Origin of the sequence: Halobacillus naozhouensis (genome assembly GCF_029714185.1) — a bacterium.
Classification (GTDB): domain Bacteria; phylum Bacillota; class Bacilli; order Bacillales; family Halobacillaceae; genus Halobacillus_A; species Halobacillus_A naozhouensis.
Window position 1 is genome coordinate 3,179,289 of record NZ_CP121671.1, and the last position, 26,911, is coordinate 3,206,199.

Here is a 26,911-nt window from a genome sequence, read left to right on the forward strand (position 1 = left end):
GTAATCCCTCCCCTTGTCTCTTTTAATTAGCGGCTGGTTCCATCTCGATGTTTTCTTCAGCCTCTAGTGTTCTGGATTGTTTTTTCAATTTATTCTTACGAGTGATGATGAGTAAAATCATGGAAATAAATGCGCCAAGTATGGCAGCTCCGAACCAGATACTAGCGGCTGTTAATAATGGCGGACCTTCAAGCAGGGCGAGTGAAAAGATTCCTGCTCCCGGTACGTTTAAGCCTATTCCGAAGTAAGCTACAATTCCGCCTGTGACAGCTGAACCTGCTACCAGTGAAGGTATGACTCGGAGTGGATCATTAATCATAAATGGGATCGCACCTTCTGTAATCCCGGCCAGGCCAAGCAGCCATGTTTGTTTTCCAACTTCCTGTTCAGGTTTCGTAAAGTATTTTCTGCCTATGATCGTCGCCCCGGTTACAGCAAAGGCTGAGACCATTTTGACAGAAGCAAAAGCAGCATATGGCATAATATTACCGCTTGCCATTGCACCAATACAGAACGTATAGGCAGCTTTATTAACCGGACCACCGAGATCGAAGGAAACCATAGCTCCTAAAATAATCCCAAGCAGGATGGCATTTCCACCGGACAACCCTTCCAGCCAGTTAATTAAACCGGTGTTTATGGCTGCCAAAGGCTCTCCAATAACAAATAGCATAATCGCACCAACGGAAAGCGTCCCTACAACCGGATATAGCCAAAAACTGACGAAACCAGCAAATGTCCCTGATGTTTGCACATTTTTCTTAAGAAACTTAATGATATAACCGGCAAGGAAACCACCGAGCATACCACCTAAAAAGCCACTGCCAATCAAGTTCGCCGCAATCCCGGCAGCAAAACCTGGGCCGAGTGCAGGCTTATCAGCAATAGAGTAAGCCATGTATGCTGATAAGACTGGAACCATGAGTGTTCCAAGCATTGTGCCGCCTAGTTGACGCAGCAACCACAGCCAGGACCCTTCTTCTGCATAAACCTCCTGTAATCCAAACGCCTGTGAGACAAGTACAGCAAAAGCCAGTGTCATTCCACCAGCGACAATAATCGGAATTATATAGGAAATACCAGTCATAATAGAATCTTTAATCTCTGTTTTAAATGGTTTACTTTCAGGCTCTTCTTCTTCGTCTATTTCCTGAAAGTTATCGTGTGATGTCGGGGCCTGATCCGATTTCGCAATTGCCTCTTCAAGGATCCCTTTCGCATTCTTTAAAGGCGCGGCAACGGTTGTTTTCACCTTAGGTAATTTGGAAAACCTCTCAGGATCTTTAACAGCAACATCCGCTGCAAAGATAACCGCATCAGCCTGGATAACATGGCGCTTTGAGTGCCGATCCTCGATGCCATTTGCCCCTTGCTTTTCAACGGCAACTTTAACATTCAATTCTTTCCCTGCTCTCACGAGAGCCTCTGCTGCCATATAGGTGTGAGCAATCCCTGCTGGACAAGCTGTCACCGCAAGAATGGTTCTACTTACTTCCTGCTCGCTTGATTCTTTTTCCTCTTCTTCATGGTCAAGAGCTGCAAAGAATTGGTCACTAGTTTTCGCCTGCATCAGTCTTTCTTTATAGGTTGGATCTGCCAGTCTTGTCATGAGTTCTGCGAGCAAATTCAAGTGGGTTGACCCTGCCTCCTCTTTGGGAATAGCCAGAAGCATGACGAGTTCCACTCGATTCTCTTCCTCAATACTCTCCCAATCCTCTAGAGGCGTTTCAAGCGTGGCAACTGCGAAAGCTGCCTCCTTAACCGCTTTAGATTTGCCGTGAGGAATCGCTAATCCTCCTTCAAATCCTGTTGGAGATAAGGCTTCTCGTTCTATAACAGCCTGGTAAAAATCCTCTTTGGAGTGAAGCTTGCCGTTGTTATTCAGCTGATCGACTAAATAACGAATCGCTTCATCTTTTGTGGAAAAGGATTGATACGTACTGATTAAGTCAGATGAGGTCAAACTTTGTAATCTCATCACTATTGCCTCCTCACATGCATAATTTTAACTTGACCTTAGCTTAGCACAGGCGAGGTAAGCGCTTGCTTATTTGAAAAAAAGTACACGAAAAAACAAAAAGAAACCGTTTACATGTGTATTTATACACATCATACAGTTTCCCAAAAGATATTAGATAATACTTGCAAGGCGAGCATCACCGGGGCTTTATCAGAAGTATTGTAGTTCTCAAGCATCCGTTTAGGAGAGTAAAAGAAAAAGCTATAGTCAGCGTTAGCCTGCAGCGTGTTGCGGGTGAAATGTGTCAGGGAGATAATGGTGACATCTCGTGATTTAGCCAAGTCCACCATTTCTAATATTTGCTGCGTTTCTCCGGACATGCTGATCAACAAGAGGACATCATGTTTATTGGCGTGATTGATGGCATACACAGCATCATGACGATGCAAGAAGAACTCTGCTGCTTTTCCACCGATTTTAAGGTGAGTGGAGAGAATTTCGCAAAAGGGGACCGTATCGCCAACCCCAAATACGTAGACTTGCTCCGAATGATGAATTTTCTTAGCAATTTGGATTAGCCTTTCTTGATCCAGCAGCTCAAGCGTTCGCTTCATATTATACTGGATGCTGTTATCCTGCTCTGCTTCCTCTCCCTGAACTTCCTCCTTCAGATTATTTTTTAACTGGGAGAACCCATCGTACCCAAGCTTTTTGGACAAACGTGTAATGGTGTTCGGTACGGTGTACAGCGTCTCGGCCAAAGCTTGAATCGACGTGCTGATTACTGTTGTTTTATGGTCAAGAATATAGTTGACAATCTGATCGTCTGTATCATTTAGCTTGTACTCATACTTATGGGCACGATCCTGCAAATTCATTCGTTCGTCACCTCTAATCCATCTTGTTAAAAGTAGTCTAATTGTAACACGAGACTGCACTCCCAGCTGTTAAAACTTCATCAGGTTAAAAATCATCTCGGCAACATCATATCCGCATTCAGGATTATGGTACAATACCTGTAATGACATCAACTATTCAAAGAGGTGTAAGCTGCAATGTATAACGAACCCATTTTTCTACAACCAGAGTTTAAAGAACGAATCTGGGGTGGCACGAAACTGAACGAGATCTTCAATTATGATATTCCCTCTGAAACTACCGGAGAATGCTGGGGGATTTCCGGGCATGCCAATGGAGCCAATCGAATTAAGAACGGCCCGCTGCAAGGGAAAACGTTAGCCGAAGCCTGGAGCCATCACCGTGAACTTTTCGACAATGAAGAGGGCGAAGAATTTCCACTGCTCGTGAAAATTCTCGATTCAAAGAAAGACCTGTCTGTTCAAGTGCACCCGAATGATGAGTATGCTAGGGATGTTGAACAGCAGAACTACGGCAAAACGGAATGCTGGTATGTGATAGATTGTGAAGAAGGTGCCGAAATTATTTTTGGTCATCATGCGAAAAGCCAGGAACAATTGGCAGCCATGGTGGAACAGAGCCAATGGAATGACCTGCTGCACCGCATCCCCGTCAAACCTGGCGATTTCTATTATGTGCCAAGCGGGACGATTCATGCGATTGGGGAAGGCATTCAAATTTTAGAAACGCAGCAAAGCTCCGATATTACGTATCGTGTGTATGACTACGATCGTACAGATAAAAATGGCGAGAAGCGCGAACTGCATTTAGACCGCTCGCTCGATGTCACGAATGTGCCGCATGTGAATCCAGTGCTTGAACGTACGCAATGGTCCGAGGATGGCATAGATAAGGAAAAGCTTGTCGAGGAAACCTATTTCACGGTTCATCACTGGACCTTACAGGATAAAAGCCATCGTATTACGTCTGAGAACTATCAACTGTTCAGCGTGTTAGACGGTGAAGGAACGCTAACGACGGATAAAGGAATCTTTTCGTTTGTAAAAGGAGATCACTTCATCATCCCTGCGACCGTTGAATCCTATATGCTTGAAGGCACAGCCTCCTTCATTACATCTGTTTCAAATAAATAAAACGAGAAGCCAGCTTCCAAGGCGACCCTGGAAACTGGCTTCTTTTTACCTTTATGAGTTTGCCGCTAGTAAAAGTGCTCCCTTAATCCCAGCTTCGTCCGTCAAGCCCGGCGGAACAATATAATCATCAATATGCTCCGGGGACAACAATGGTGAGCTGACATAGCCCGCCAGCATGTCCACTACTTGGTTACGAACCAGGCCAAAGAGATGCTCCTGCTGCATGACACCTCCACCCATAATAATCCGCTCTGGGGATAGAATGTAAATGTAATTCACGAGAGCCTGAGCTAAATAATACGCTTCGATTTCCCACACTTTTTCATCATTAGCCAATTCTTTACCTGCTTTTCCCCAGCGTTTCTCAAGTGCAGGTCCGGCTGCCATCCCTTCTAAGCAATCACCGTGATAAGGGCATGTACCATCAAATGAATCTTCCTCATGGCGCTTGATTGCAATATGGCCCATTTCTGGATGTGAAAGTCCCTTTAACGTAGCTCCGTTCACCATTGCGCCAGCCCCGATACCTGTCCCAACTGTAATATAAAGACACGAATCCACATCTGTGGCATTTCCCCATGCCGCCTCTGATAATGCGGCCACATTTACGTCTGTATCGACCTTCACTGGGACAGCTAATTCCTCGGTCAGACGTTGGACGAGCGGGAAATCCACCCAATCGGTCTTCGGTGTCTCCTGGATGGTCCCATAACTGTCGCTCTGTTCATTTACATCTATCGGCCCGAAACTGCCGATTCCCATTCGTTCAATTCCTTTGCCTTTGAAAAACTGGCACACCGCCGGCATCGTAATGTCAGGGTATTGAGTCGGAATGACTGTCTTTTCAAAAACTTGCCCTTCTTCATTGCCGATGGCGCACACAAACTTCGTACCGCCTGCTTCAATCGCTCCTATTTTCATGGCTTCAGTTCCTTTCCCTTAAAAATGAATCACATCGTCTCTCAAACTCCAAACCTTCACATTCGCAGTAGTAGATACTTCTATTTTCACTTCAACTGTTCGTGCTTCTGTGTCAGCAAACATGCGTGACGTAAACACTTCTTCTCCGTCATTTACGAAAATTTCAACAGAGGACCGATCGATGTATAGCTGCAACTGGTTCACTCCTTGCGGCAGTCTACAGCTGCGCGATTCAACCGTCCCATTGAGGGCAGGGCGCAAGAGTGTCAGCAGCCCACTATCTCGTTCGTAAACCAACCGTGCGTAGTTCAACAGGTTGACCTCTTCAATAGGCCCGTCTATTTGCATTTCAGACACCCTGTCCAGTTCAAAAATACCTTTTTCCGCAACCTGCTCATCATACCGTTGCACGGTTCGCAAATCTGTTAGTTCTGTCACTGGACGCTGGATCAATTTGTCGTTTTCAAGACTTAACTCTCTCGGAATCGTCATACAGTGAACCCAATGGTAGCGGTGTGTCGGCTGCGCCTTTTCTTCCTGATCCGGACACCCCATCCAGCCAACTAACAGGCGTCTGCCTTTGTCGTCACACGTTGTCTGCGGAGCATAAAATTCAAAGCCACGGTCAAGTTCTTCAAACCGGTTATGCTGAAATTGCGCTTGCTGGTAATCTAGTTTTCCTACAACATAGCCTGTCTGATAAAGATTATTATAATTGATACCATCAGCTTCGACGCCTTGTGGGGAAAAGAGAAGCACATCTTGCCCGTTCAAAGTAAACAGGTCGGGACATTCCCACATGTAACCGAGATATCCGAATTCTTTTCCCGCTGAATGTGACAATTCTCCTCTGAACCCCCATTCCTTCGCATCCTCTGATTCAAACAGAACAACACATCCATAGAGATCCTCGGTCTGTGCACCAATCACCATGTACCAATGGTCGCCATGCTTCCACACTTTTGGATCACGGAAATGCGGCGTGTACCCTTGCGGCAATTCAATCTCAACACCATTTTTAACAAACTCGATGCCATTGACCGATTCAGCCGAGCATTGATAGGTTTCCCGTTGACCGTTTTCATCTTTCACATTTCCAGTATAATAGATTTTCATTTTCCCGTCATAATCAATCGCACTGCCTGAGTAGCAGCCGCTTTGATCAAACCAGTCACTCGGCGTCAGGGCGGTCGGTTCCAGTTTCCATTCCACTAGATTGTCGGAACTGAAATGGCCCCAGAACTTGGCACCGTGCCCTGTGTGAAACGGCATCCATTGAAAGTATAGATGATACGTACCCTTCCACTGGATCCAGCCGTTCGGGTCATTGAGCAGTCCGACTGGTGGAGACATGTGAAACGCCTGCCTGTAAGGATCCTGCTTCACGATTTCCTGATGTGTTTCGATAGCTGTATCTGCTTGTTCTCTTAACCTTCGATCATTGCTCATACAATTCCTCCACCTTCATGAAAAAGAAGACCCAGTAGACGCTACCAGGTCCTTTTTCAATATAATTACACTACTTCTCGTTTATATTATGATCCTTATCACTAAACCCGAACATGTATGTTAAGACAAAGGCCACGCCAATGGCTACAATATTAACAAGCAAGTAATAGAAAATTTGCTCATTCAAGTAAAGCAGTGTTCCCGGGATAACTGTAATGGCCATCCCTGTTGCTTTAAGTTCTAGAATAGCAGCCAGGAAACCGCTGATACCTCCCCCGATCAGCCCCATTATGAACGGTTTGCCATAACGTAAGTTGACACCAAAGATCGCTGGCTCCGTAATACCGAGAAAGGCAGAGATGGATGAGGGAAAGGCGAGCGCTTTTAACTTTTTAGACTGTGTTTTCACACCAACAGCTAAGGCTGCGCCACCTTGGGCCGCGATAGCACCTGTAACAATAGGATTAAATGGGTTGTAGCCTAAGTTTTCAAGCAATTGGATTTCTAAAAAGTTGAATATATGGTGGACACCTGTGATGACAATGATTTGATTAAAAAACCCGATAATGAGTCCACTTAATCCAAATGGAAGACCTAGCAGTGCAAGTGTTCCTGAGAAAATCCAATTTTCTACTAAGTGTAAGATCGGGCCAAGAACCATAAGAGACAGCACAATCATCACAAGCAGCACTAGAAATGGTGTTACGATCAGATCCAGTGCTTCTGGTACACGCTTCCGGCACCATCTTTCAAATTTAGCCCCTACAATTCCGGCAAAAAACGCTGGTAAAACTGATCCCTGATAACCAATGACGGGAATAAAGCCTAGAAAATAAATCGGTTCTGCTGTTCCACCTGCTACTGCCCAGGCATTGGGTAATGACGGGGAAACAAGCATAAGCCCGAGTACCAGTCCAATAATCGGTGTCCCGCCGAACACTCTGAATGTGGACCAAGCCACGAGAGCTGGCAAGAACACAAAGGCTGTATCTGTTAACACTTGTGTAAACAGGAGGAAGTTTTCTGAAATATCATCAGGCACTAAACCAAACCACGCTAGTACAGTTTCTTGCGTGAGGAGGCCTCGAAGACCCATGAATAAACCCGTGGCGACCAGCACGGGAATGATCGGAACAAACACATCACCAAACGTACGAATCGCTCGTTGAAAAGCGTTTCCCTGCTTAGCTGTTTCCTCTTTCATCTCCGACTTTGATGTACCAGTGACTCCTTGATTAGTTACTTCTTCATAAATCCGATTCACTGTCCCTGTGCCAAAAATAATCTGATACTGACCAGAGTTGTAAAAGGCACCTTTCACTTTATCGATTTGCTCAACGGCTTCCACGTTAACTTGTTCACGGTCATGCACCATAATCCGCAGTCGTGTAGCACAGTGGGCAATCGATTGGATGTTGTCCTCTCCACCAACTGACTCAATAACCTGCTTAGCAATTTCAGAATTACTAGCCATGATAGATCCTCCTTTTTGTTAATTGTGTGATCGATTACATATTGAATAAAATAAAAAATTCCTTTATGAGTTCACCTTAATAGGGAATCGATTACACATTAGTCAAAAAATAAACTGAAGCGTTTACATCAGATTTTAAAAAATATGTGTGTAATCGATTACACACAAACTTCACCTAGTACTATACACTATCTCTCCGAATCAGTCTATAGTTCTGCACAATTTTATTTTCTATTTGTTGATTTTTCATTTGCGCCAGCAGGATCCCCGCAGCTTTCCTTCCCGCCTCCTTATTATGATATTCAATCGTGGTAAGCGATGGTGTAACATACTTGGATAAAGCTGAAGCGCCAATACCAGCAACAGCGATGTCTTCCGGGATACGGTACCCCTGCTCCTTTAAGTATTCCATCGCCCCAATTGCCATCCGATCCGTTACGACAAATACAGCATCAGGCACATCTTTCCCGCACTGCTTGAGGATTGCCTTCATTCCTTCATAACCTGATTCAATACTAAAATCACCAACCGCCATCAAACGCTCCTCCATAGATAATCCGTTCTTCTCAAGCGTCTCGATATAAGCCTGCTTCCTCAACCCGCCAACAGCCGGATCATCTTCGCCGACTCCGATAAAGGCAATACGCTGGTATCTATTTTGAACTAGCATATTTGTCATATCTACGGCAGCATTGTAATCATCGTAAACAACGGAAGGAAAACCGGGGAGCTCTTGCCCAAGTGAAATAAACGGCAAGTTGGTTTCACTAATAGCTCGAATCAATCGATCATTCACATTCGTAGAAAGCAAAATAATGCCGTCTACCTGCCTGCTTTTTAGCAAGCGTACATATTCAATTTCTTTTTCCCTATCCAGTTCTGTATCCGTCAGTAAAATTTGAAAATTTTCCCTGGATAACACTTCATTAATTCCACCTACCACGCGACTTGACGTTTCTGTGCTGATTTTAGGAAGAATCACACCGATGACCCCGGACTTTTTCGTCCGCAACGACTTCGCTGAAACGATTGGCATATATCCTGTTTCTTCCACAATTCTAAGAATTCTTTTTCTCACTTCTTCGCTGGCGTATCCACTGTTGTTCAGAACCCGGGAAACCGTCGTGCGTGATACGTTAGCCATTTTTGCGATGTCATTAATTGTCGTCATACTTGATCCTCCATCATTTTCATATCTATGACTATTTTATGGGAAAAGGGTAAGGATGTCTAACCGGCGCTGGCTATTTTAGATGGGTTTAAAAGAGCTGATTGGTCACCCCATCATGATTTCGATAGCAATAATTGGGTAAAATCATAACGGGATTTGCTTTTGATTAACTCTTGTACTAGCGATATATCATCGATAATCCCCCCCAGCATTTCGTACATAGATTGGAGATCTTCTGTACTCCCCTTTTTCACAGACAGCAAGCAAATGAATTGAACACGTTTTTCTCCCCACTGAATAGGTTTTTTAAGTGTACAAAATGTCAGAAAGGTCTGATCGGACTGGGGCGTGATTGGGTGTGGGACGGCAACTAGATTCCCAAATGCTGTTGGTGCAACAGCTTCTCTCTCTTCTACAGACTCCTGAAAACGGTCATCTACCAATCCTTTATCTTCCAACTCTTTGCACATAAAGGTGAGCACTTCTTTTTTGGTTGAAAAAGGCTGGTCAAGAAACACTAGGTTTTCCTTCACGTAATCAAACATCCTCACTGTGTTCTTAAACACCATCGTTTCGATCTTCTCAAGATCTTTTTCCGCTAGAATAGTGTTCACTTCAATGACTGGAATTGGCAGGAGGTCTGGAATAGGAATAGAACTTACGATAAAATCAATGTCTTCAAGGGGGCATTGCTGAAGTTTATAGTATTCCGTTGTTGCAGCTACTTCTAATTTGGAGTCGAATTCGGACTGTAATTTGTATTTTAGTAATTGTGCACTACCAAAACCCGATGCACAAACAATCAAACAGCGTTTTGGCCCTTGTTTTATTTTGCCCCGCTCGATAGCCGCACCGATATGAAGGGCAAGGTAGCCGATTTCATTCTCATCTATCGCTACCCCCATCTCTTCTTCAAGGACCATCCCCGCTGCAATTCCTGCTTCAAATACCAAAGGGTAATTAGACTTGATATCATCAATCATAGGGTTACGGATATTCATCCCATACTTAAACCTGTTAATAGCTGGCTTTAAATGCAGAGCCAACCCTACAATAAGTTCACGGTCATGACGGATATTGAGATCGAACTTTTCTTCAATTCTATTTAAAACCGCTAACGTGACCTGATAAATGTCTTTATCAAGTACCTTCCCAATTTCCTCCTCCTTCATATTAGTCTGTGAAATCATCTTCGTCCCCATTAGGTGAATCGCAATATATGCTACTTCTTCATGAGGAAAAGTGAGCTGAAGGCATTCCTCAACCTTAGCAACGATTCGGTCAGCCACGGCATACTCTTTTTGATTGCGAATTTCATCTAAGTTGATTTTATATATAGAAACATGGTGCCCTGATTTAATTCGCTTGCAGGCGATCGCGATATGGATAAATAAGTTATTCATCGCTATATCCGATGGAGTAATTTCGTTTGCTTTGATCTCTTCGATAATAATCGTCCATATCTTTGATAGTTGAGCTTCTGTTAAGGAATCAAGCTGATCCGTTAAAATTTGGTTGGGGGGTTCCGCTTTTTTATCCCGTTCAAATACGTATTCTGACATACAAAAACGCAGTTTAAATTCACTACCTTTTACTTTCAGTCCATAGTTTGGACGCTTGTCCAGTACAATCTCGTACTTTTTTAAGATTTGTTTGACGTGCTTTAGGTCATTTTGAATGGTTGATTTACTAATGTGCATATCCTCTGATAAATCTTCTAACTTCACATAGCTGTCTTCTAACAAAAGCCGTTTCATTAAATAACGAACTCTTTCCTCAGGAGAGTTAGGGATAACGGGGTCATCTAACGGTTTCTCTTGATATGCATTTTTTAAGTAGCTACGAAACTGCTGATTATCGTGGATTGTAAGCTGGTACCCCTTTGCCTTGATTGACTCTATATGGGCTCCCTCGAGCAATTCATCTAATTGCTTTATATCCTCTCTGGCTGTTCGGGATGATACATCTGTAACACAGGCCAAATATCGGCTCGTTAAAGCTGTATCAGCAGCCATGAGTTCACGTAATAAAATGGTCATCCGGGAGTTTAGCATGCTGCATCCTCTCACTTCCAAATTCAGTCGTGTTTATTTAGTGTCAAAAAGGCTCTGAACCAAGCATCAGAACCTTCTTGTACATCTTCTTCTTCAGACAATTTAATCGGTTATCCTTTTCTAACTGATGCTGGATGATCGAATTGAGGTAAATAGTCTTGATGAGCTTCTAACATGTCATCTATTAGTTGTTTAGCTATTGAATCAGATGGGACGAGTGGATTGATGGTCATCGCCAGCAGAGCCTTGTTGTAATTTCCTGTAACAGCCGCCTCACCAGCGACTCGTTCAAACGATTTAATTTGCTGCACAAGTCCTCTAACTGCGACAGGCAGTTCTCCGACTTGAATTGGTTTAGGACCGTTTTTCGTAATGACGCAGTTAACCTCTACTGCGGAATCATCTGGTAAACCTTTAATAGTCCCATTGTTCCTCGTATTTACAGGCTGAATATCACCTTTATCATTATAGATGGAACTAATTAAACTACAGGCAGCATCACTATAATAAGCCCCGCCACGCTCCTCCAATTGTGGAGGTTTAGTTGCTAAATCAGGGTCTTTGTATAGTTCAAGTAATTCACGCTCTAATTGCTTCACAGCCTCCGCGCGCGTACCGGTATCATTCATTTCCGCAAGTTCCGCCTCGAGCATTTTACTCGTTTGATAGTAGTAACGATGATAGGGACACGGCAAGATTCCGAGAGCCCGGATGAATTCGGGTTCCCAGCCTAAATCAACAATGTTTTTCATCGTTAACCCAATACCGTTGCTAAGTTTATCTATGACCTGATCGGTTATACGTACTCCGTCTAAATAAACATCGGTTCCGTACACCATATGATTTAACCCGGCAAAATCGATGAAAATGCGCTCCGCATCAACTCCGATCATCTCTGCGACACCCATCTTCATACCGATCGGGACATTACATAAACCAACTGTTTTCGTGATAGGGCTGTATCGCAAAACCGCTTCTGTAACCATGCCTGCAGGGTTAGAGAAATTGATTAGCCACGCGTTTGGACATAATCGTTCCATATCCCGACAAATATCCAGGATAACTGGTATCGTTCGCAGTCCTTTAAATAAACCCCCCGGCCCGTTTGTCTCTTGTCCGATGACATTATAGTTTAATGGAATACATTCATCTAACGCCCTGGCTTCCAGCAGTCCGACGCGAATTTGGGTGGTCACAAAATCCGCCTGCTCCAGGGCTTCTTCGCGGTTATAAGACAAATGAATTTCGATGGATACACCAGCCTTTTCAACCATTCGCCTAGCTAATGCCCCCACCGTTTCCAATTTTTCTTTTCCTTCAGGGATATCTACCAGCCAAAGCTCGCGGATTGGCAACTCTTCATACCTATTAATAAACCCTTCGACTAATTCAGGTGTATAGCTGGAGCCTCCACCAATTGTAACAACCTTGATTCCTTCCATCTTTTCACCCCGCATTTAACAAATTGATTTTAAAAACCGTTCTGTTCAGCAACACGTTTCATAAAGTAAGCACTTTTCTTCGGTTTACGCTCTTTTGTCTCAATATCCACGGAGAAGAAACCGTACCGATTTTTGTAGGCATTCATCCATGACCAGTTGTCCATAAACGACCATAAATGATAGCCTTTTGCATTACACCCTTCTTCAATGGCCTGATGAAGCCATTTTAAATGCCCCGCTATAAAGTCAATTCGATAATCATCTTCAATTCTTCCATCTTTTATGAAACGCTCTTCATCTTGAACACCCATGCCGTTTTCAGATACAAACGATTCGATGTTCCCATAATTCTCTTTAAGATTCATCATGATGTCGTATATTCCTTTTTCATAAATCTCCCAGCCACGGTATTTGTTCATTTTTCTACCAGGCATCTCATAGTTATCAAAAAACCAATCGGGCATAAATGGACTGTAGGGGTTTGGTAAGTGATCTTTTGCTTTCACTCTCCGCGGCTGGTAATAGTTCACGCCCAGCAAATCAACTGTATTGGCGGCAATTAAGGCGGTATCACCTTCCTCCGTTTGCGGAAGCTGTCCATGTTCTTCTAACAGTTGTATGAACTCTTGTGGATATTTGCCTAGGACTGCCGGATCCAGGAAACTTCTATTAAAAAATAAATCGGCTATTTGCGACGCTTTTAGATCAGCCGGATTTTGACTTCTTGGATAAGAAGGGGTCAGATTCAAGATGATCCCAATCTGGCTGTCTTTAAAATGGTGGGACCTAAATGCCTTAATAGATTTAGCATTGGCAATCATAGTATGGTAACCGACTTGGATGGCTCGCTTTGCATCCACAATGTTCGGATAATGAAAGTCATAAAGGTATCCGCCTTCGACTGGAACGACCGGCTCATTGAAAGTAAACCATTTTTTCACCCGGTCGCCAAATAGCTCGAAGCACGAATTGGCGTAATCAACAAATAAATCGACAACCTGTCTATTTTCCCATCCGCCCATTTCCTGCATTTCAAGTGGCATATCAAAATGAAACAGATTGACAAATGGTTCGATTTCATGAGCTATTAATTCGTTAATGACATGATTATAAAAAAGGACTGCTTCTTGGTTGAGCTCCCCCTTCCCACCTGGAATCAATCTTGACCAGGAAATCGAGAGCCGGAACGTATTGTGCCCGATTTCTTTCATTCTCTTAATATCTTCTTGATACGTGTGATAGAAATCGGAAGTCGTTTCCGGTCCTACCCCTTCAAAAAAGCGATTAGGCTCTTTGGAATACCAATAGTCCCATATATTCCGGCCCTTTCCTCCTTCATTAGCAGCTCCTTCGATTTGCGTAGCCGACGTTGCGCTTCCCCACCAGAAATCTTTAGGAAATTTGTATTCTACAGACATAAGCGAATTCCTCCCTTACTTGTTCTTATAGATTTCAATTATTTCTACAGCCAGGTCACGAACGGTCATCGAGGTCATCAAGTGGTCCTGAGAGTGAACCAATAACACATTTATCGGGTTCTCCTCTCCACTTGCCTCTTTTTGCAATAACTTTGTTTGGTACTGATGTGACTTGACCAGCTCTTCTCCAGCCTCTTCGATTAAACGGTCCGCTTCCTCAAAATTTCCTGCTTTCGCTTGTTGAATGGCTTCCATAGCATTTGCTTTACCATTTCCTGCATAGAGAATAATTTGAAAGGAAATTTCTGTGATATCTTTGTTTTCTGTTTTATTTTCCATTAACCTGCTCACTCCCGAAGTTTAGTATTAGTTAGGCACTCTGATTCGTTGATTCTTCATCATCTCTTTCAGATTCATAGTACTGGTTATCCAAGATCTTCAAGAACGGCCACCAAATAAAGAATACAACAACGATATTGAAAGCTTGCAGTACGCCACCCTGCCAAGAATTAGTGGCGATCGCTCCGTTTAGGATCGTTGGAGTGGTCCATGGTACGATAACCCCCGTAGGCGGTGGAACTAAACCTGAAGCCATGGCCATATACGTAATGACCGTTACCACGACCGGGGCCACTAACCAGGGAAGAAGAACAATTGGATTCATAATAATAGGCAACCCAAAAATAATCGGTTCATTCACATTGAAAATTCCAGCTGGAGCTCCGATCTTACCAATTTCTTTCATTTGCCTGCTTTTTCCGATTAAAAAGATTCCCAGGATGACGGCTAGCGTCATTCCTGATCCACCCATGCCGACAATGAAAGAATCAATAAACTGTTTGCTTACGATGTGAGGGACCTCTTCCCCTGCCTGAAACGCTGCCAGGTTTTCTGTCGCAAGTGAATACCAAATCGGATCCATGACAGAGTTAACGATAATCTGCCCATGGAGCCCAAAGAACCAAAAGATTTGAATAAGTAAAACGGCAGCGATAGTAGCCGGGAGGCCACTTCCAAGCGCCGTTAGAGGGGCCTGAACAACTGTATAAATAAAGTTTTGTACATCACCAAACGGTGTGTAGCTAAAAATAATACGTATCATTAAAAAGATAGATAGTGTAAAAGTTATCGGTATTAATGCACTAAACGAACGTGACACAGCACCCGGGACACCATCTGGCATTTTAATCGTCCAGTCTTTCTCCGTGAAGAAACGATATAATTCAGCAGCTGTAAAAGCTGTAAAGATACCTAAGAACATTCCTTTTGCTCCTAAGTTTTCCGCAGCTATGACGCCAGTCACATCGCCCAAAACTTGAGGAGTTAAGATGAGAAAGGCGGCCAGAGCAGTCACTCCACCATAAATAGCTTCTCCCTCATAAAACTCTGTCAATTTGTAACCGATCCCGACAATCACAAAAGTAGCCATGATCGAAAGCGTACCGGCTGAAGCAGGGGCTAATGCTGCTTGATATTCGGCATAAGCTTCTTCTCCAATTAACAGGTCGAGAAAAGGCAGATTTGCAATAACCACAAAAATGGAACCAAAAATAATTAATGGCAATGCGATCATAAAACCGTCTCTCAATGATGTTAAGTACCGGTTATTATTTAATTTATCCGCTACAGGCATTAAAATATTTTCTAAAACATCCATGAATTTGTTCACTGTACCCATCCCCCTTACAAATTATGATTCTAGTAATCCAAGAGCCTTTTCCAGCACTGCTTTGCCATCTACTCTTCCGTAAGACATCGGGTCAATGACATCCACCGGTATGCCGACCTCGGCCGCTGTCTTTTCAAATTTCTTCTTCATAAATTTCATTTGCGGGCCAATTAACAAAACATCCGCCTCTTTCATATCCTTTGGAGCTTTATCCTGGGCCACCGCCCAGATTTCGCACTCAATTCCTTTTCCTTCAGCAGCCTCTTTCATTTTTGTAACGAGTAGACTAGTTGACATGCCTGCAGAACAAGCGAGTAATATTTTCTTCATTGTTTGTTCCTCCTTAAAGTATCTTTGCTAATAAGCTAAGTTTATTTTAAAAGCGCTTACATTTACACCTATATTTTTTCCGTTGCAAAGCGGAAATGATTGATTACAAAAAACTTATGTAACTAGGAATGAGTCTTACATCGTCAAACTGGGACCCCGATTCATTGTTCAGGAGTAAAAAATGATCATTCCTGGAAGCCAACTCTCTGGTATGATAGAAGTAAATCATATTTTATAGGTGGGGGGATTTAGCACATGAACACCATATTTGTAGCAGGACACTCAAAATTGCCCACGGGTATCGCGGCGAACCATATTTCAGAATCGTTAACGTTGACACTTGAAGTAGATCAGAACTACGGGGTGATTATCGACGCCTCTTGTACGTTAGCAACGGATCACGGACGCGATTTCATTAAAACTTTGTTAAAGGGCTACAGTTTAAAGGATGGAATAGAAGAGCCGCTTACACGCCTTCATGAAGGTTATTTAGGGAAGGCCGGCAATGCTCTTGAGGCTGCTTTAAAGGATTCCTATAAACAATATCAGTTACATACGGAAAAGTCTTAAGGCAGAAAATGAGGCCAAGCAGCACTCCTTACTTAGATTGAACATGATAGTTATTAAAAAATAACACTCTATCTTTTCGTTAAAGATGGAGTGTTATTTTTATTTCCTCAAGCGAGGATGGCGGACAGCCAGAACCAATACGAACAAACAAAAGATCAGACAAATACCAGCAATGCTATGTAAATGCTGAATGTCCATGTGGCCGGTAAAGACAATCCCGAGCAGACAGGTTGATAGAATTGAGCCATAATACCGGCTTGTTTGGAAAAGTCCTGATGCTGATCCCGTTTCCTCCGGCTTTACATGATCGTAAAGAGCTGTTTGCATGGAAATTTTATTAAAGCCATTACTCACTCCTAGTACAGCCATAATGATGAGCAGCCCCCAGAGCGGGGACGTTTCGTGCAAGGTTAACAAAAGTGCTGTACCTATGAACAAGGTCACGGCCCCCGATAATAACGGAGGTTTAGAGCCGTTTTGATCAATCCAGCGTCCAGCGACCGGAGAAATCATAACTCCGACTCCCGCCATAGCCAGCATAATCAACCCCGTCTCTTTTCCACTGTAATGGCGAACTTGCTGCAAAAAAGTCGGCAACCCAAAAAAGTAACAATAATAGATAAGGTTGATCGTCATAAATTGAATATAAATCCATGTTACCGGGACGTTACTTTTGAGCGATACGAGATCTATGAACGGCTCCTTCTGCCTTTTTTCATAAGAATAAAAAACTGTTAAAGCTGCGAGCGCAGCGGGGAGGGCCCACCACTTTATTTCATTTGTCAGGGAGAGAAAAAATAGAATCAAGCATACTGTCCCTGTCGTAAATAACCCCATTCCAATAAAATCAATCCTGCTTAACTCCGCCTTCCCTTGTCCTTTTTTAGGTAAAACAAAAATCGCCAAAACAAAGGAAAGGATGATAAATGGTAAATTAATTAGAAAAATAGCCGGCCAGTCCCACCAGTCTATTAAAAAGCCGGCAATCGATGGACCGGATGCAGCGGATGTCGAGGCGAACACAGCGATAGTTCCTAAGGCTTTCCCTTGCCCCTTCGTAATGCTTGTTCGAATCATCGTCATTCCGCTGGGAAATAAGGTTGAACTGCCAATGGCCTGTAATGCACGATAAACCAATAGCCATTGGAATCTGGGTGAAAAAGGTGCGAGCAAGGATGTGGCCGCGACCAGAACTAATCCAGTTAAAAATAGGCGTTTGGGGCCGAACATATCACTTAGTTTCCCCATAACAGGCTGAGCAGCGGCACTTGCTATATAAAAAATGGATATTAACCAGGAGGCGTCGGCAAAAGTCAAATCGAACTCATGCTGCAGGCGCGTGACGGCTACAGAAATCATCGATGAATTTAACGGGTTAAGTAAGGTTCCGAGACCGATTGTCACGACGAGCAGCCATGGTTTGCTTGAAAATCTAGTCATTTCTATCACCTGAATACTCTATTAATAGTCTAATCATATGATAAACAAGCTGTTCTAAAAAGAAACTAGCTCAGCGGGGAGTTCTCACTCTGCTTTTATCGGCGCTCACTAAAAAGGACGCGTCCGGCGCGTCCTTTTTAGTGAAGCTAATCAGAAATATACTTTATCTTACATCCTCTGCCTTGATTCGGTGCCTTTACACTTCCCGGAGAAGTCAGGTGCCTACCGAATTAATTTGAACGTGCCGATCCCTTTTGCCAGCATAGTTCCTTCTTGATCATACATTTCCCCTTCTGCGGTTACCGTCCGATACCCTTGCTGCAAAATCCTTCCTCGTGCCACCACATTACCGGTTGAACTCGGTGCTAAGTAATTGATGTTAAGGTTGATGGTCGAGCAGCGGGTTTTCGTAATGGATCGGATAGCCATTCCTAGTATCAAATCCAGCATCGTTGCATGCACCCCGCCGTGCAGCGTGCCATTCACGTTCATCAATTTTTCTGTGATAGGAAGCTTAAGTAGTACGTTGCCTGCTTCAAAGTCAATAATTTCAAAGCCTATGTGTGAGAAAAAGGGACTGGCTTCAAAGCTTTCACGCACTTCGTCAATGGTTATCGTCAATCCAACCTCCTCCTTGTTATTTCCCTAGAAATTCAGCTTTCCGCTTCTCAAGAAAAGCCCGCGTACCTTCATTTTTATCTTCAGAGTTAAATAGAATCGCCTGCGACAGCTTTTCGAGCATTAACCCTGTCTTCATATCGGTTTCTGTTCCCATGTGCACGGAGAGTTTCGCTAGTTTCACAGCTAAAGGCCCCTTCGCTAAAATCTTCCCGGCAACTTCTTCTACTTTAGCCGGTAGCTCATCAGGTTCTACTGCCTCTGCCACTAAGCCAAACTGAACCGCCTCCCGCGCATCTATAAGCTTTCCTGTCAAAATCATTTCAAGGGCTTTCCCTTTGCCTACAAGTCTGGCAAGCCGCTGCGTACCACCTGCTCCTGGTATAATCGATAGATTCAGTTCAGGCAGCCCTAATTTTGCCTGGGTAGAGGCGACCCGAATATCGCAAGCCATTGCTAATTCACATCCTCCGCCCAGGGCATAACCGTTAATCATCGCAATTGTTGGCTTATCATAGCTTTCGATCATATCATACACGTATTGCATCCCTTTAGAAGCCAGAGCGTCCGCCGCTGTTTTTTCCGTCAATTGGCTGATATCTGCCCCTGCTGCGAAGGATTTTTCTCCTTTTCCAGTAAAAATAACTGCTCCGACTTCCGGGTCTTCGGAGAGCGACTCCAATGCTTCAACCATTTCATCTAAAGTTTCTTTGTTCAAAGCGTTACGCACATCTGGACGATTAATGGTAATGTAGGCAAGCTGATTTTTTGTTGTTAATTCAATCTGTTGAAATGTCATGTTTTCATTCCTTTCTTTGAGGGGTAAAGACATAATCCGGCGGTCAGTGTCCGTATAACGGCAGTTAAGTCTCCCATACGATTAAACCAGTTCAACCATCATCGCCATACCTTGACCTCCGCCCGCACATAAAGTGGCGATCCCAAGTGATTCCTCTCTCCTTTTCATCTCATGTAAAAGGGTCGTAAGAATTCTCGCCCCACTTGCGCCAACGGGATGACCGAGCGCGATCGCCCCTCCATTTACGTTAACCTTGTCTGGATCTAAGGCGAGTTCCCTGATGACGGCCAGTGATTGAGAGGCAAACGCTTCATTCAACTCAACGATCCCAATTTCCTCGACTTGCTTAGCTGTTTTTTCCAAGAGCTTCTTCACGGCAGGAACAGGGCCGACTCCCATAATTTCCGGTGACACACCAGCCGTCGCCCAGTCGACCACCCTTGCCAGCGGACTCAATCCCAATGCTTTGGCTTTCGATTCCTTCATAATGACTAACGCAGTGGCTCCGTCGTTTCTGCCGCACGCATTCCCGGCTGTTACCGTTCCGTTTTCTTTAAAAGCTGGTCGCAACCCTGACAATTTTTCCAGAGTAGTTTGCGGACGTGGATGCTCATCTGTATCGACTAAAAAGGATTTCTTTTTTTCCTGTACCTCTACGGGGACAATCTCCTCTTTAAACCTACCTTCAGCTATCGCTTGTGAAGCACGCTGCTGACTTTCGATGGCAAATGCGTCCTGATCCTCTCTTGAAACCTCATATTTCTCCGCAACATTTTCAGCGGTCATGCCCATTCCCAGATTCTTGCCGTAGATTTCCTGCGGCTGCTGTCCTGCTTCCAGATTTGAATCAACTAGCTTCGTCTGATCTCCGCCAAATCGTGAGTTTCTTAGATAGATAGGCGAGCGGCTCATGCTTTCCACGCCGCCGGCAACTACAATATCCGCCAGATCAAAAGTGATTTGCTGAACACCCGAAGCTACAGCTTGCATGCCTGATGCACACAATCGGTTGATTGTATAGGCGGTGGCGGATTCCGGTATACCGGCACGTAATGCGGCTACTCGTGCCACGTTAGAGGACTCCGTCGTCTGCCGTACCTCACCCATGATCGCTTCATCAACTTGTTCAGGAGAGATACCTGCTCGCTTAATAGATTCTTCTATGGCAATAGCGGCTAAGTGGCCGGAAGATAACGTTTTTAGTGAACCACCATAGCGGCCAATCGGTGTTCGGGCTGCACTGACAATCACAATATCGTCTCTCATATGAATCCCTCCTTAGCTATATTCCTTTTTCAACTGGCCAGAGATGATATTCTTTTGAATTTCCGATGTTCCTTCATAGATTCTTGTAATCCGGGCATCGCGGAAAAAACGTTCGATTGGAAAATCGGAAATGTAGCCGATTCCTCCGTGGACTTGCACGGCTTTATCGGCTACACGGTTATAAACTTCTGATCCATATAGTTTCAGCATCGCCGCTTCTTTAATGACTTTCTTTCCTTCATCCACCATCCAAGCGGTCCGATACGTAAATGACCGGAGCGCTTCGATCTCAACAGCCATCTCGGATACCATGTGGGCCACTGCCTGATGCTCGATAATCGGGACGCCAAACTGTTCGCGTTCCTGTACATATTCCATCGATAAATCCAGCAGCTTTTGACATGATCCCAAATTCCTTGCGGCCAGTCCGGCACGGCCATTGGCCAAAATTTTAAGTGCGTTCACGTAACCTTGCCCTTCTTCGCCTAGTACGTTTTCAACAGGGACCTCGCAATCTTCTAAAATGATTTCAGCTGAATGGGAGCCATGCAGCCCCATCTTCGGCTCGACTGCGCCAACTTGAAAGCCAGGGAAATCTTTTTCGACGATAAAAGAGGTGATCCCCTTCGCTCCTTTACTGGCGTCTGTTACTGCCATAACCGTGAACACATCAGCTTCTGTGGCGTTGGTAATATAATGCTTTGTCCCGTTTAGAATATAGTGATCTCCCTGTTTAACCGCGGTCGTTTTTAAGTTCGTTGCATTCGAGCCAGCACTTGGCTCAGTAAGGGCAAATGCACCAATCGATTCACCGCTCGCTAATTTGGGCAAGTATTTTTGCTTTTGTTCTTCATTGCCAAGTTCGACAATCCCAACGGTTCCGATGCCCGTATGCGCACCGATCAAAGTCGTGTAGCCATTATGGGTGGCGCCGATTTCCTCATAAAGCGCACATTTTCCGACCATTCCAATCCCTAATCCGCCGTACTCTTCCGGGATGCTGAGGCCAAACAAGCCCATTTCCTTAGACATTTCGATAATTCGATCAGGAATGTGGTTCTCTTTTTCAATCTCCATTGCTACAGCTTCCACTTCTGTTTGGACGAAATCTCGGACATTCTTCTTTAAAAACTCAATCTCTTCTCCTAAGTTAAAGTCCAATGTTCTCCCTCCTGCCTTCAATCATAAGTATAAAAACCCTTGCCTGTTTTTTTGCCTAAACGCCCTGCCTTTACATATTTCGTTAAAATCGGACACGGCCGGTATTTTCCCCCTAAAGTTTGATGCAAGTACTCCATATTCCGGAGTCTTGTATCTAATCCAACTAAATCAGCCAGCTCCAGCGGTCCCATCGGATGGTTGAGACCCAATTTCATCGCTTTATCGATATCTTCAGCTGAGCCGACACCTTCCATTACCATGTTCATCGCTTCATTCCCAATCAGGCAATTCATGCGACTGACAGCGAATCCCGGGAACTCGTTAATCCGCACGCATTCCTTGCCAATTTGTGCACCAAACTGAAAGGACTTCGCAATCGTATCTTCCGCAGTTTCCAGCCCGCAGATCACTTCGATTAACTTCATTTTAGGGACCGGGTTAAAAAAATGGAGCGCAATACATTGTTCGGGACGGCTAGTTTGCGCTGCGATTTCCGTAGGGCTCATCGTCGATGTATTCGTTGCCAAAATCGCGTGTCCCGGTGCATATTGGTCCAGCTGTTTAAAAATCTCAACCTTGAGATCGATAACTTCAAGGACAGCTTCGATCACTAAGTCGGCATGTGTCGCGGCCTCTTCAACGCTGAGGGTATACTTAATTTCATGTTTTCGCTGCGCCGCCTGTTCCTCTGTAAGCTTTCCTTTTTGGACACTTTTAGCGAATTGCTGGTCGATGTATTGTTTACAATTTTCAAGACCCTGTTCTTCGATATCCTGAACGACAACAGCGAGATTGGCCGCGGCACAGGCAAAGGCGATGCCCCTGCCCATCGTTCCCAATCCAATCACACTCACATTCCGAATCACGGCTTACACACCGACTTTCAATGCTTTTAACTCTTCCGTCAACAGTGGAACCACATCAAACAAGTCACCGACGATTCCATAATCCGCTACGTTAAAGATATTGGCTTCAGGGTCTTTGTTAATCGCTACAATCGTCTTCGAATTCGACATCCCTGCTAAGTGTTGAATCGCACCCGAAATCCCGCAGGCAACGTAAAGATCCGGTGTGACCACCTTCCCGGTTTGACCAATTTGCAAGGCGTAGTCACAATAGCCGGCATCACAAGCGCCTCGGGAAGCCCCGACAGCTCCGCCTAATACGTCGGCAAGCTCGTGAAGCTGGGCAAAGCCTTCTTCACTTTTCACGCCGCGGCCGCCTGCAATAATCACTTTGGCTTCAGATAAATCTACTCCATCTGTTGTATTGCGGATCAGTTCTTTAATCGTCGTTCGCAAGTCTGCAATCTCCACATCGATCGAGGCCACTTCGCCCGACCTTGTTTCATCCTTTTCAAGCGGATCAATGTTATTTGGCCGAATCGTGGCAAAGGTCACTCCATCTGTAATGACTTTCTTTTCAAAAGCTTTCCCGGAATAGATCGGTCTTGTAAAAACAACGTCATCGCCTTGTTGGTCAATTTCTGTCACATCAGACACAAGTCCTGTATCCAGCTTGCTCGCCAGTCTTGGCGCAAGATCTTTTCCTAAAGCCGTATGGGCAAAAACAAGCCCTTCTGGCTGCTCTGTATCGATGACAGGGGTTAAGGCCTGTGTATAGCCGTCAGAAGTATAGTTTTCAAGGTTCTCATGCTCGACAGTCACCACGCGATCTGCTCCATAATGGATCATTTCCTTCGCGAGAGACTCCACCGCTTCCCCGACTAATACCGCTACAATTTCACCATCTCCGGCAATCGTTTTAGCTGCAGCAATTGTTTCGAACGATACATTCCGCAGGCTTCCATCACTAATTTCTCCTAGTACCAGCACTTTTTTACTCATCTTAGTACGCCCCCTCTGTTAAATGACTTTTGCTTCCTTTTGTAGTAAAGACACCAATTCATTGACTTGTGCACCAAGTTCACCTTCTAATACTCTTCCAACTTGTTTTTCAGGAGGAAGGAAAACGTCTACCGTCTTCGTTTTAGCTTCTACTTCTTCTTCCTCAAGATCTAGGTCATCAAGCTCGAGCTCATCAAGCGGCTTCTTTTTCGCCTTCATAATCCCTGGAAGTGATGGATAACGAGGTTCATTGAGTCCTTGCTGAGCGGTCACGAGCACTGGAAGAGCAGCCTCTACTTTTTCAATATCTCCCTCCACATCCCGCTCAATTAACGCTTGCGTACCATCGATTTCAAGATTGGTAATCGTCGTAATAGCCGGAATGTCGAGAAATGCAGCCAGCCTTGGTCCAACTTGACCGGAACCTTCATCTATCGCGACGTTTCCAGCTAAAATCAAATCTACTTCTTTATCCTTGAAAAATTCCGCCAAAATCTTGGCTGTCGTATAGGCGTCCCCATCGTCCAAATCTTCCTCGGTATTCATTAAAACGGCTTTATCCGCTCCCATCGCTAAGGCCGTGCGCAGCTCCTTCTCGGCCTCTTCGTCACCTATCGTTACGACTGTAACTTCGCCCCCATGCTGCTCTTTTAATTGAACGGCTTCCTCAACGGCATATTCATCATAAGGATTAATGATAAATTCCGCACTTTCATCGGCAACTCTACCCTTTTCAATGACGATCTTTTCTTCGGTATCAAACGTACGCTTCATAATCACAAATAGATTCATGGTCATTCCTCCCCTAAGTCAGCTATATTGATAGAATCCTTTTCCTGTTTTCCGTCCCAGCTCACCTTTTTCCACTTTTTCCTGAATGAGCTTGGCAGGCTGGTCTGCTTCGTCACCTGACTCCTGATAACGCTGCATCCTTACAAAATAGTTCACGTCAATTCCTGTTAGATCCATAAGCGCAAACGGACCGATCGGATGGTTCAACGCTTTCGTACACACCGTATCGATCTCTTCATGTGTGGCGTAGCCGTTTTCTAACAAAAAGACCGCTTCGTCCATTAATTTCCCAAGAATCCGATTGGCGATAAATCCGGAAATCTCCTTCTTGAGCAGCACAGGAACTTTACCTATTTGCTCGACAAAAGCATAAGCCGTCTGGGCTGTTTCCTCAGACGTGTGTGGTCCCTGAACCACTTCGACCAGCTCCATCACTAGTGGCGGATTGAAAAAGTGGACATTGCAGACTTTATCCGGCTTAGTAGTGGCATCGGCGATTTTCGAACTAACAATCGTCGAGCTGTTCGTTGCCAGAATCGTGTGATCTGAAGTAATGTCGTCAAGGGTTGAGAACAACTCTCTTTTAATATCAAGTTTCTCGACCACTGCTTCGATCACGAGGTCCACGTCCTTTACAGATGCCAGATTCACCTCAAAGGTTAAGCGGCCAAACGCTTCTTCAACCTGCTGATCGGTCAGCTTTCCTTTCTGAATCCGACGGTTCATATGCCCCTGCAGCGATTCCTTAGCTTTGGCCAGGCTGTCCTCGGAAATATCGTTTAGAATGACACTGTATCCGTGAAGCGCACAAACCATAGCGATTTGCGATCCCATTGCCCCGGCACCAATTACAGCAACTTCTTTGATATCATGCATGGTTAGATTCCTCCTCTGCCAATTTCCGCTTTTCTTCTTGAACGAGCGTGCGTTTCAGAAGCTTTCCGACTGTATTTCTCGGCAACTCCTCCATCACTTCAAATTGCTTTGGAACTTTGTAGCGCGTTAAGTTGCGATAACAATGCCCTTTTATTTCCTCGAGATCAATCGTGTGGCCATCTTTAGCGACGAGATAGGCTTTAACGATTTCACCTTTTTCCCGATCCGGAATCCCGACGACAGCTGATTCCTTCACATCCGGGTGTTCGTATAAAACGCTTTCAATTTCTTGCGGGTAAATATTAAAGCCACCGTTAATAATCATTTCTTTTTTTCGGCCGACGATATAGAAATATCCATCTTCATCCATCATGGCGAGGTCCCCTGTAAACAGCCATCCGTCTTGCAAGGCATGACGTGTTTCGGCTGGATTATTCCAGTATCCTTTCATGATTTGCGGACCTTTCACGAGCAGTTCCCCGACTGAATTCGTGCCGAGCACTTGATGATCCTCGTCAACAATACAGCAATCGGTTTCGGGCACAGGGATGCCAATACTGCCGACCTTGATGTCCCCACTAAGCTGCGTTCGATGAGTGGTGGGGGAGGTTTCCGACATGCCAAATCCTTCTAAAATCTTCACACCAGAAACCGATTCAAATCTTTTCAGTACTTCAACCGGCAATGGGGCTGAGCCTGACGAACACACTTTAAAACAATCGAGTCCATATGCTTCGGCTTCTGGGTAATTCACAAACGAGATATACATTTTCGGGACGCCCGGAAAAAACGTTGGCTGATATTTTTTAATGAGATCCATCACTTGATCGACATCAAATTTCGGAATTAATAAAATGTTCGCGCCCATATAGATTCCTAGATTCATAGCGCTTGTCATCGCGTAGACATGGTACAGCGGAGTAGCTGCTAGAATGACTTCCTTGCCCGGCTCAGCTCGTTGTTTGTACATAAGATAACTCTGATACACATTTGTCGTTAAATTATACTGTGTCAGCATCGCGCCTTTCACTTTACCCGTCGTTCCACCAGTATACTGAATCACCGCAACCTCCTCTTTCAGATCGATCGGGACGGAAGAGTCCAGCTTAGTACCAGACTGGATGATATCCGCAAGTTTCAGAAAGCCATCAGGTGGAACACTATCGATTTCCGACACCATCATCGCTTTAAAAGAAAAAATCTTGTCAATTTCCTTAATTTTATCCACCGATCGAGCATCCGCTACAATATAGGAAACATCTGCATCCGTTAAAATTTGCATCAATTCTCTTGGAGTATAGGAAGGATTCAGCTGAACGACGATTAACCCTAACGCATGGGCAGCATAGTAGGAAACGATGTAATCAGGGTGGTTCCCGACCATTAACCCAATCCGTTCACCTTTTTCAAAATTCATGTTGTGCCAGCTGCCGGCAAGCTTATCCGTTCGCTGCTTCAATTCACGGTATGTGATTTTCCGCTCATTCCAGGTAACGGCCGTCTGATCACCATATTTCTTGGCAGACTCCGTTAACATCTCGTAAAGAGAGACTTGCGGAAACTGTGATTGATCTGGTTGTCCTGCATGATACTTTTTCCAGGGACGACTTGTAATTCCTTGCATGGTTTATTCCTCCTAACG

At 44.5% G+C, this 26,911-nt stretch carries 24 protein-coding genes; 2 read left to right on the forward strand and 22 right to left on the reverse strand.

The window, feature by feature from the left end; all coding sequences use genetic code 11:
- Nucleotides 1-22: 22 nt before the first annotated feature.
- Entirely contained in the window at nucleotides 23-1,978 is a 1,956-nt protein-coding gene (gene mngA / locus P9989_RS16530) for a PTS 2-O-a-mannosyl-D-glycerate transporter subunit IIABC (RefSeq protein WP_283075965.1), read from the reverse strand.
- Nucleotides 1,979-2,109: 131 nt separating this feature from the next.
- Complete coding sequence (locus P9989_RS16535; RefSeq protein WP_283075966.1) at nucleotides 2,110-2,838, reverse strand: MurR/RpiR family transcriptional regulator; 729 nt, start codon at nucleotides 2,836-2,838, stop codon at nucleotides 2,110-2,112.
- Between the two features lie 177 nt (nucleotides 2,839-3,015).
- Between P9989_RS16535 and manA the strand changes: the two genes are divergently transcribed.
- Nucleotides 3,016-3,972, forward strand: a complete 957-nt coding sequence (gene manA, locus P9989_RS16540; RefSeq protein WP_283075967.1) for a mannose-6-phosphate isomerase, class I — start codon at nucleotides 3,016-3,018, stop codon at nucleotides 3,970-3,972.
- 51 nt (nucleotides 3,973-4,023) lie between these two features.
- Here the strand turns inward: manA and P9989_RS16545 are convergent, their stop codons facing one another.
- The 10 genes from P9989_RS16545 to P9989_RS16590 all read right to left on the reverse strand — a co-directional run bounded on the left by P9989_RS16545 (nucleotide 4,024) and on the right by P9989_RS16590 (nucleotide 15,900).
- Complete coding sequence (locus P9989_RS16545) at nucleotides 4,024-4,893, reverse strand: ROK family protein (RefSeq protein WP_283075968.1); 870 nt, start codon at nucleotides 4,891-4,893, stop codon at nucleotides 4,024-4,026.
- An 18-nt stretch (nucleotides 4,894-4,911) separates the two neighbouring features.
- Nucleotides 4,912-6,342 carry a sucrose-6-phosphate hydrolase gene (locus tag P9989_RS16550; RefSeq protein WP_283075969.1) on the reverse strand — a complete coding sequence of 477 codons (1,431 nt, stop codon included), beginning with the start codon at nucleotides 6,340-6,342 and terminating at the stop codon, nucleotides 4,912-4,914.
- 70 nt (nucleotides 6,343-6,412) lie between these two features.
- A complete protein-coding gene (locus P9989_RS16555; RefSeq protein WP_283075970.1) occupies nucleotides 6,413-7,816 on the reverse strand; it encodes a sucrose-specific PTS transporter subunit IIBC in 1,404 nt (467 codons plus the stop codon).
- Nucleotides 7,817-7,997: 181 nt separating this feature from the next.
- Nucleotides 7,998-8,987, reverse strand: a complete 990-nt coding sequence (locus P9989_RS16560) for a LacI family DNA-binding transcriptional regulator (protein WP_283075971.1) — start codon at nucleotides 8,985-8,987, stop codon at nucleotides 7,998-8,000.
- Nucleotides 8,988-9,100: 113 nt separating this feature from the next.
- Nucleotides 9,101-11,026, reverse strand: coding sequence for a BglG family transcription antiterminator (locus P9989_RS16565; protein ID WP_283075972.1), 1,926 nt, complete (start codon nucleotides 11,024-11,026; stop codon nucleotides 9,101-9,103).
- 125 nt (nucleotides 11,027-11,151) lie between these two features.
- The gene (locus tag P9989_RS16570; protein WP_283075973.1) at nucleotides 11,152-12,483 is read right to left on the reverse strand and encodes a 6-phospho-beta-glucosidase; all 1,332 of its coding nucleotides are present in this window, start codon (nucleotides 12,481-12,483) and stop codon (nucleotides 11,152-11,154) included.
- Between the two features lie 29 nt (nucleotides 12,484-12,512).
- Nucleotides 12,513-13,901, reverse strand: a complete 1,389-nt coding sequence (locus P9989_RS16575) for a glycoside hydrolase family 1 protein (protein ID WP_283075974.1) — start codon at nucleotides 13,899-13,901, stop codon at nucleotides 12,513-12,515.
- A 15-nt stretch (nucleotides 13,902-13,916) separates the two neighbouring features.
- Nucleotides 13,917-14,240: a PTS sugar transporter subunit IIA gene (locus tag P9989_RS16580; protein ID WP_079527591.1), complete on the reverse strand. Its 324-nt coding sequence runs from the start codon at nucleotides 14,238-14,240 to the stop codon at nucleotides 13,917-13,919.
- A gap of 31 nt (nucleotides 14,241-14,271) precedes the next feature.
- The gene (gene celB / locus P9989_RS16585; RefSeq protein WP_428841941.1) at nucleotides 14,272-15,579 is read right to left on the reverse strand and encodes a PTS cellobiose transporter subunit IIC; all 1,308 of its coding nucleotides are present in this window, start codon (nucleotides 15,577-15,579) and stop codon (nucleotides 14,272-14,274) included.
- A gap of 12 nt (nucleotides 15,580-15,591) precedes the next feature.
- The gene (locus tag P9989_RS16590; protein ID WP_283075976.1) at nucleotides 15,592-15,900 is read right to left on the reverse strand and encodes a PTS sugar transporter subunit IIB; all 309 of its coding nucleotides are present in this window, start codon (nucleotides 15,898-15,900) and stop codon (nucleotides 15,592-15,594) included.
- 255 nt (nucleotides 15,901-16,155) lie between these two features.
- On the opposite strand from P9989_RS16590, the gene P9989_RS16595 reads away from it, so the two are divergent.
- Nucleotides 16,156-16,470 carry a DUF3870 domain-containing protein gene (locus P9989_RS16595; RefSeq protein WP_283075977.1) on the forward strand — a complete coding sequence of 105 codons (315 nt, stop codon included), beginning with the start codon at nucleotides 16,156-16,158 and terminating at the stop codon, nucleotides 16,468-16,470.
- Nucleotides 16,471-16,569: 99 nt separating this feature from the next.
- On the opposite strand, the gene P9989_RS16600 is transcribed toward P9989_RS16595, so the two are convergent.
- From P9989_RS16600 to P9989_RS16645, 10 genes are all read right to left on the reverse strand, one after another.
- Nucleotides 16,570-17,910 (reverse strand): MFS transporter, encoded by a 1,341-nt coding sequence (locus P9989_RS16600; protein ID WP_283075978.1) that lies wholly within the window; start codon nucleotides 17,908-17,910, stop codon nucleotides 16,570-16,572.
- 222 nt (nucleotides 17,911-18,132) lie between these two features.
- The gene (locus P9989_RS16605) at nucleotides 18,133-18,531 is read right to left on the reverse strand and encodes a PaaI family thioesterase (RefSeq protein ID WP_283075979.1); all 399 of its coding nucleotides are present in this window, start codon (nucleotides 18,529-18,531) and stop codon (nucleotides 18,133-18,135) included.
- A 16-nt stretch (nucleotides 18,532-18,547) separates the two neighbouring features.
- Nucleotides 18,548-19,327, reverse strand: a complete 780-nt coding sequence (locus tag P9989_RS16610) for an enoyl-CoA hydratase/isomerase family protein (protein ID WP_283075980.1) — start codon at nucleotides 19,325-19,327, stop codon at nucleotides 18,548-18,550.
- Nucleotides 19,328-19,408: 81 nt separating this feature from the next.
- Nucleotides 19,409-20,593, reverse strand: coding sequence for a thiolase family protein (locus tag P9989_RS16615; RefSeq protein WP_283075981.1), 1,185 nt, complete (start codon nucleotides 20,591-20,593; stop codon nucleotides 19,409-19,411).
- 12 nt (nucleotides 20,594-20,605) lie between these two features.
- Nucleotides 20,606-21,754: an acyl-CoA dehydrogenase family protein gene (locus P9989_RS16620; protein ID WP_283075982.1), complete on the reverse strand. Its 1,149-nt coding sequence runs from the start codon at nucleotides 21,752-21,754 to the stop codon at nucleotides 20,606-20,608.
- A 17-nt stretch (nucleotides 21,755-21,771) separates the two neighbouring features.
- Nucleotides 21,772-22,617, reverse strand: coding sequence for a 3-hydroxyacyl-CoA dehydrogenase family protein (locus P9989_RS16625; protein ID WP_283078955.1), 846 nt, complete (start codon nucleotides 22,615-22,617; stop codon nucleotides 21,772-21,774).
- Between the two features lie 6 nt (nucleotides 22,618-22,623).
- Nucleotides 22,624-23,601: an electron transfer flavoprotein subunit alpha/FixB family protein gene (locus P9989_RS16630; protein WP_283075983.1), complete on the reverse strand. Its 978-nt coding sequence runs from the start codon at nucleotides 23,599-23,601 to the stop codon at nucleotides 22,624-22,626.
- 18 nt (nucleotides 23,602-23,619) lie between these two features.
- Complete coding sequence (locus P9989_RS16635; RefSeq protein WP_283075984.1) at nucleotides 23,620-24,393, reverse strand: electron transfer flavoprotein subunit beta/FixA family protein; 774 nt, start codon at nucleotides 24,391-24,393, stop codon at nucleotides 23,620-23,622.
- Between the two features lie 18 nt (nucleotides 24,394-24,411).
- Nucleotides 24,412-25,269 carry a 3-hydroxyacyl-CoA dehydrogenase family protein gene (locus tag P9989_RS16640; protein WP_283075985.1) on the reverse strand — a complete coding sequence of 286 codons (858 nt, stop codon included), beginning with the start codon at nucleotides 25,267-25,269 and terminating at the stop codon, nucleotides 24,412-24,414.
- On the reverse strand, nucleotides 25,262-26,893 hold the full coding sequence (locus tag P9989_RS16645) for a long-chain-fatty-acid--CoA ligase (protein ID WP_283075986.1): 1,632 nt from the start codon (nucleotides 26,891-26,893) through the stop codon (nucleotides 25,262-25,264). The genes P9989_RS16640 and P9989_RS16645 overlap by 8 nt, the downstream gene beginning before the upstream one ends.
- Nucleotides 26,894-26,911: the final 18 nt, after the last annotated feature.

Bases quoted from the DNA above. Each gene is read 5' to 3' on its own strand.
- P9989_RS16580 (WP_079527591.1), bottom strand. From the start codon at position 14,240: ATGGAAAATAAAACAGAAAACAAAGATATCACAGAAATTTCCTTTCAA.
- P9989_RS16630 (WP_283075983.1), bottom strand. From the start codon at position 23,601: ATGAGTAAAAAAGTGCTGGTACTAGGAGAAATTAGTGATGGAAGCCTG.
- P9989_RS16600 (WP_283075978.1), bottom strand. From the start codon at position 17,910: ATGACTAGATTTTCAAGCAAACCATGGCTGCTCGTCGTGACAATCGGT.
- P9989_RS16550 (WP_283075969.1), bottom strand. From the start codon at position 6,342: ATGAGCAATGATCGAAGGTTAAGAGAACAAGCAGATACAGCTATCGAA.
- P9989_RS16555 (WP_283075970.1), bottom strand. From the start codon at position 7,816: ATGGCTAGTAATTCTGAAATTGCTAAGCAGGTTATTGAGTCAGTTGGT.
- P9989_RS16615 (WP_283075981.1), bottom strand. From the start codon at position 20,593: ATGAGAGACGATATTGTGATTGTCAGTGCAGCCCGAACACCGATTGGC.
- P9989_RS16575 (WP_283075974.1), bottom strand. From the start codon at position 13,901: ATGTCTGTAGAATACAAATTTCCTAAAGATTTCTGGTGGGGAAGCGCA.
- P9989_RS16645 (WP_283075986.1), bottom strand. From the start codon at position 26,893: ATGCAAGGAATTACAAGTCGTCCCTGGAAAAAGTATCATGCAGGACAA.
- P9989_RS16640 (WP_283075985.1), bottom strand. From the start codon at position 25,269: ATGCATGATATCAAAGAAGTTGCTGTAATTGGTGCCGGGGCAATGGGA.
- manA (WP_283075967.1), top strand. From the start codon at position 3,016: ATGTATAACGAACCCATTTTTCTACAACCAGAGTTTAAAGAACGAATC.
- P9989_RS16610 (WP_283075980.1), bottom strand. From the start codon at position 19,327: ATGACATTTCAACAGATTGAATTAACAACAAAAAATCAGCTTGCCTAC.
- P9989_RS16635 (WP_283075984.1), bottom strand. From the start codon at position 24,393: ATGAATCTATTTGTGATTATGAAGCGTACGTTTGATACCGAAGAAAAG.
- P9989_RS16570 (WP_283075973.1), bottom strand. From the start codon at position 12,483: ATGGAAGGAATCAAGGTTGTTACAATTGGTGGAGGCTCCAGCTATACA.
- P9989_RS16545 (WP_283075968.1), bottom strand. From the start codon at position 4,893: ATGAAAATAGGAGCGATTGAAGCAGGCGGTACGAAGTTTGTGTGCGCC.
- P9989_RS16595 (WP_283075977.1), top strand. From the start codon at position 16,156: ATGAACACCATATTTGTAGCAGGACACTCAAAATTGCCCACGGGTATC.
- P9989_RS16565 (WP_283075972.1), bottom strand. From the start codon at position 11,026: ATGACCATTTTATTACGTGAACTCATGGCTGCTGATACAGCTTTAACG.
- P9989_RS16560 (WP_283075971.1), bottom strand. From the start codon at position 8,987: ATGACGACAATTAATGACATCGCAAAAATGGCTAACGTATCACGCACG.
- mngA (WP_283075965.1), bottom strand. From the start codon at position 1,978: ATGAGATTACAAAGTTTGACCTCATCTGACTTAATCAGTACGTATCAA.
- P9989_RS16590 (WP_283075976.1), bottom strand. From the start codon at position 15,900: ATGAAGAAAATATTACTCGCTTGTTCTGCAGGCATGTCAACTAGTCTA.
- P9989_RS16535 (WP_283075966.1), bottom strand. From the start codon at position 2,838: ATGAATTTGCAGGATCGTGCCCATAAGTATGAGTACAAGCTAAATGAT.
- celB (WP_428841941.1), bottom strand. From the start codon at position 15,579: ATGGGTACAGTGAACAAATTCATGGATGTTTTAGAAAATATTTTAATG.